The following is a 3734-nucleotide window of genomic DNA, read 5'->3' as shown; positions in this document are numbered from 1 at the left end:
ATGCGCACCAGCAGCGCCTGGTGCGGCGCTTTGCCGACATGCACCAGTCCCTGCTGCGCGATACCAGCCGGGAGAGCGCCAACGCGGTCTGTGAAGTCATTGGCGCGCGCCGTCGTTGACGGACCGAAAGAAGGATCGCTACGGCGATCCGTGTGAGAGTTTGATGAAGGAAATTGCTATGCCCAAGGCGGCCCCCCAGACCCTGGCTTTGTTTGACGACTATACCGGCGAGATCATCTGCGGCGTCGATGAGGCCGGCCGTGGTCCGCTGGCCGGTCCGGTGTTCGCTGCCGCCGTGATCCTCGATCCGGCGCGCCCGGTCAAGGGCCTGCGCGACTCCAAGAAGCTTTCCGAAGCCGCGCGCGACAGCCTGGCGCTGGAGATCAAGGAATCGGCGCTGGCCTGGGCCATTGCCTCCTGCAACGAGCACGAGATCGACGAACTCAACATCCTGCACGCCAGCATGCTGGCCATGCGCCGCGCGGTGGAGGCACTCTCGACGCTGCCCACGCTGGCCCTGATTGACGGCAACCGCTGCCCGGTCATGAGCATCCGCTCCGAAGCCATCGTCAAGGGAGACGACAAGGTGCCCGCCATCTCGGCCGCCTCCATCCTCGCCAAGACTGCGCGCGATGCGGCGCTGCTGGTCTTGCACGACACCTATCCGCATTACGGTTTCGACCGCCACAAGGGCTATCCGACCCCGCTGCACCTGGAGATGCTGCGCCTGCATGGCGTCTCGCCGGTGCATCGGCGCTCCTATGCGCCGGTCAGGGCCTTGCTGTCCGGCCAGAGGGTGGTGATGGCGTGAGCGAGACAGGCATGAAACTGATCACTTCCAAGGACAACCCGGTCTTCAAGGACTTGAAGCAACTGGCTACCAGCAGCCAGGCTCGCCGCCGCGCCGGTCAGAGCCTGCTGGATGGCGTGCACCTGGCGCAGGCCTGGCTGCAGCATCGCGGCGCGCCGCAGGTGTGCGTGGCGGCCGAGAGCGCCCAGTATCACCCGGAAGTAGCGCCCATCCTGGCGCAATGTGAAGCCTTGCACGCGCAATGCCTGGTGCTGGCCGACAAGCTGTATGACGCCATCAGTGCCGTGGAGAACGGCGTGGGCCTGCTGTTGCTGGTGAGTACACCCGAACCGGTGGCCCCGGCTTCGTTGAAGGAATCGGCGGTGCTGCTCGATGGTCTGCAGGATCCGGGCAATCTCGGCTCCATCCTGCGCAGCGCTGCCGCAGCCGGTGTGAAGCAAGTGTTCTGCTCGGCAGGTACCGCCGCCGCCTGGTCACCCAAGGTGCTGCGGGCCGGCATGGGCGCGCATTTCGTGCTGGACATCTTCGAGAATGCCGACCTGGTCGCCCTGTGCGCCGCCAGCCGCATCCCCTTGCTGGCCACCAGTTCGCACGCGGCCCAGACCATTTACGATTGCGACCTCTCCGGTCCGGTGGCCTGGCTGCTGGGGCATGAAGGGCAGGGCGTGTCGCCGGCCTTGCAGGATGCGGCCACCCATGAAGTGGTGATCCCGCACCTGGGTGAGATGGAATCGCTCAACGTGGCGGCGGCAGCGGCGGTCTGCCTGTTCGAACAACTGCGCCAGCGTACCGTCGGGCGCTGAGGGGGCGCGCATCATGCCAGCCTTCGTTCCCGCCGATCTGGCCGCCATGGCCGATTACTTCCTCGGGGAATGGATCTTCAGCCGCACCATCTGGGAAGCCAGCGAAAACCCCCAAGCTACGGCGTCAGGTGAACTAAGTTTCACTAGAGGCGAGACGCCGGGCCAACTGGTCTACCGCGAGCAGGGCCAGCTGCGCATGACCAGCGCGCCCGGCAGGTTGATTCCGTTTTCCCGCGTCTTTGACTATCGCTTCAGCGCAGACCGGCTGTCCGTGCTCTTTGCTGACGGGGAACGTGTCGGCCAGCCTTATCAGGACTATCTGTTACGCGGACAGGAACTGATACCGGCCGCCGATCACCTGTGCGGCCCGGACTGCTATACCGCCGTGTATATAGCCCATAGTGAAGACTCCTTCACCATGGAAACCACCATCAACGGTCCGAAGAAGCGCACCCGCGTGCGCACTGAATTTTCACGCCGAAAGTCGGTCAGCGCGTCTCCAGCTTGATCTCCTGCAGGATGGTGGCGGCGATTTCCTCGATGGACTTGGTGGTCGACGACATCCAGCGTATCCCTTCGCGGCGCATCATCTTCTCGGCCTCGTTGATTTCATAGCGACAATTTTCCAGCGCGGCGTACTTGCTGCCGGGACGGCGTTCATTGCGCACTTCCGAGAGGCGTTCGGCGGCGATGGTCAGGCCGAAGATCTTCTTCTTGTGCAGCACCAGCCCGCTGGGCAGCTTTTCGCGTTCGAAGTCTTCCGGGATCAGCGGATAGTTGGCGCACTTGATCCCGAACTGCATGGCCAGGTACAGGCTGGTCGGGGTCTTGCCCGAGCGCGACACGCCCACCAGGATCACGTCCGCTTCCGACAGATTTTTGTTGGACTGGCCGTCATCGTGCGCCAGCGAGAAATTGATGGCCTCGATGCGGTTGCGGTATTCCTCGGAATCGGTGGTGTTGTGGCTGCGGCCGATGGTATGGGTGGACTTCATCTCCAGTTCCTGCTCCAGCGGCTCCACGAAGGTCTGGAACAGGTCCATGTGCATGGCCTTGGCGCGCCGGATCACCGAGGACAGTTCCGACTTCACCAGGGTGGAGAAGACGATGGGCAGCTTGCCATCCACCGCATAGGCTTCATTGATCTTGCGGGTGGCGTCGTGGGCCTTCTCCAGGGTGTCGATGAAGGGCAGGCGGATCTGCTTGAAACGCAGCTCGAACTGGCTCAGCACCGAATGCCCGAAGGTCTCCGCAGTGATCCCGGTACCGTCGGAGACGAAGAACACGGTGCGGTTGGCGGCCACGACGGGGGAAGGGTGCGGGATCGGCATGGGGTCGAGCATTTAGTTGTCTTTTGGAAAATAGAAAAAGTATTGGGTGCTACGAACAAAAATGATTTCACGCGGTACAATGCTTGGCAACAATTTCGAGAAGCCCATCTTGATGACCGTCATGTCGCTGCGCAATTTGCCCGAATTCCTGATGATGTTTGCAATGGCAAACGTCCTCGGTGTGGCTGCGCGCCTGATGCTGTCCCTGGGCTGGTCCTCGAAGCCGCACCTGCTGCCGCAACCGTCGCAGAATAACAAAAATAAACCGACCCATGCCGCGCCCGCGAAGATTTCTTATCATCAAGCTAGGGGTTGTCATGTCCAACGCAGTAAACACCCAGGGGGCGGTATACGTAGCCTCCTTTGAAACTCTTCGCATGACGGACGTCGAGTCCGTCGGTGGCAAAAACGCATCGCTGGGAGAAATGATTTCCCAGTTGGCCGGCGCGGGTGTACGCGTGCCGGGCGGTTTCGCCACGACTGCGCAAGCTTTCCGTGATTTCCTGGAGCACAGCGCCGATGGCGGCCCGACCCTGGCCGCCCGCATTGCCCAGCGCCTCGAAGGCCTGGACATCGATGACGTGCGCTCGCTGGCGCAAGCCGGTGCCGAGATCCGTCAATGGATCATCGAGACCCCGTTCCAGCCCCGCCTGGACCAGGAAATCCGTGCCTTCTACGACAAGCTGGTGGCCGATTCGACCGCCGAGATGTCCTTCGCCGTGCGTTCCTCCGCCACCGCAGAAGACCTGCCTGACGCGTCCTTCGCCGGTCAGCAGGAAACCTTCCTGA

The 3734-nt window shown here is 62.6% G+C and carries 6 protein-coding genes; 5 read left to right on the top strand and 1 reads right to left on the bottom strand.

Going from position 1 to position 3734, the window contains the following annotated elements; all coding sequences use genetic code 11:
- The first annotated feature begins 178 nt into the window (after positions 1-178).
- From rnhB to B3873_RS16350, 3 genes are read left to right on the top strand one after another with little or no spacing between them, the layout of a single operon-like run.
- Positions 179-811 carry a ribonuclease HII gene (rnhB, locus tag B3873_RS16360; protein ID WP_286867331.1) on the top strand — a complete coding sequence of 211 codons (633 nt, stop codon included), beginning with the start codon at positions 179-181 and terminating at the stop codon, positions 809-811.
- Between the two features lie 11 nt (positions 812-822).
- Positions 823-1614: a TrmH family RNA methyltransferase gene (locus tag B3873_RS16355; protein ID WP_286867329.1), complete on the top strand. Its 792-nt coding sequence runs from the start codon at positions 823-825 to the stop codon at positions 1612-1614.
- Between the two features lie 13 nt (positions 1615-1627).
- Positions 1628-2122: a DUF6314 family protein gene (locus tag B3873_RS16350; protein ID WP_286867328.1), complete on the top strand. Its 495-nt coding sequence runs from the start codon at positions 1628-1630 to the stop codon at positions 2120-2122.
- Here B3873_RS16350 and ppsR read toward each other — a convergent pair.
- The gene (gene ppsR / locus B3873_RS16345; RefSeq protein ID WP_039788257.1) at positions 2103-2957 is read right to left on the bottom strand and encodes a posphoenolpyruvate synthetase regulatory kinase/phosphorylase PpsR; all 855 of its coding nucleotides are present in this window, start codon (positions 2955-2957) and stop codon (positions 2103-2105) included. The two genes, B3873_RS16350 and ppsR, sit on opposite strands and share 20 nt — an antisense overlap.
- Positions 2958-3006: 49 nt before the next feature.
- Between ppsR and B3873_RS16340 the strand changes: the two genes are divergently transcribed.
- Both B3873_RS16340 and B3873_RS16335 read left to right on the top strand, forming a co-directional pair.
- Positions 3007-3312, top strand: coding sequence for a hypothetical protein (locus tag B3873_RS16340; RefSeq protein ID WP_084320188.1), 306 nt, complete (start codon positions 3007-3009; stop codon positions 3310-3312).
- A 10-nt stretch (positions 3313-3322) separates the two neighbouring features.
- A partial coding sequence (locus tag B3873_RS16335; protein WP_286867326.1) for a PEP/pyruvate-binding domain-containing protein occupies positions 3323-3734 on the top strand: 412 nt, incomplete at its 3' end.

The organism is Herbaspirillum sp. UBA812, assembly GCF_002296545.1.
Taxonomy (GTDB): Bacteria; Pseudomonadota; Gammaproteobacteria; order Burkholderiales; family Burkholderiaceae_D; genus Herbaspirillum; species Herbaspirillum huttiense.
The sequence above is the reverse complement of the archived record's forward strand: the minus strand, read 5'-3'. Positions and strand labels throughout refer to the sequence as shown.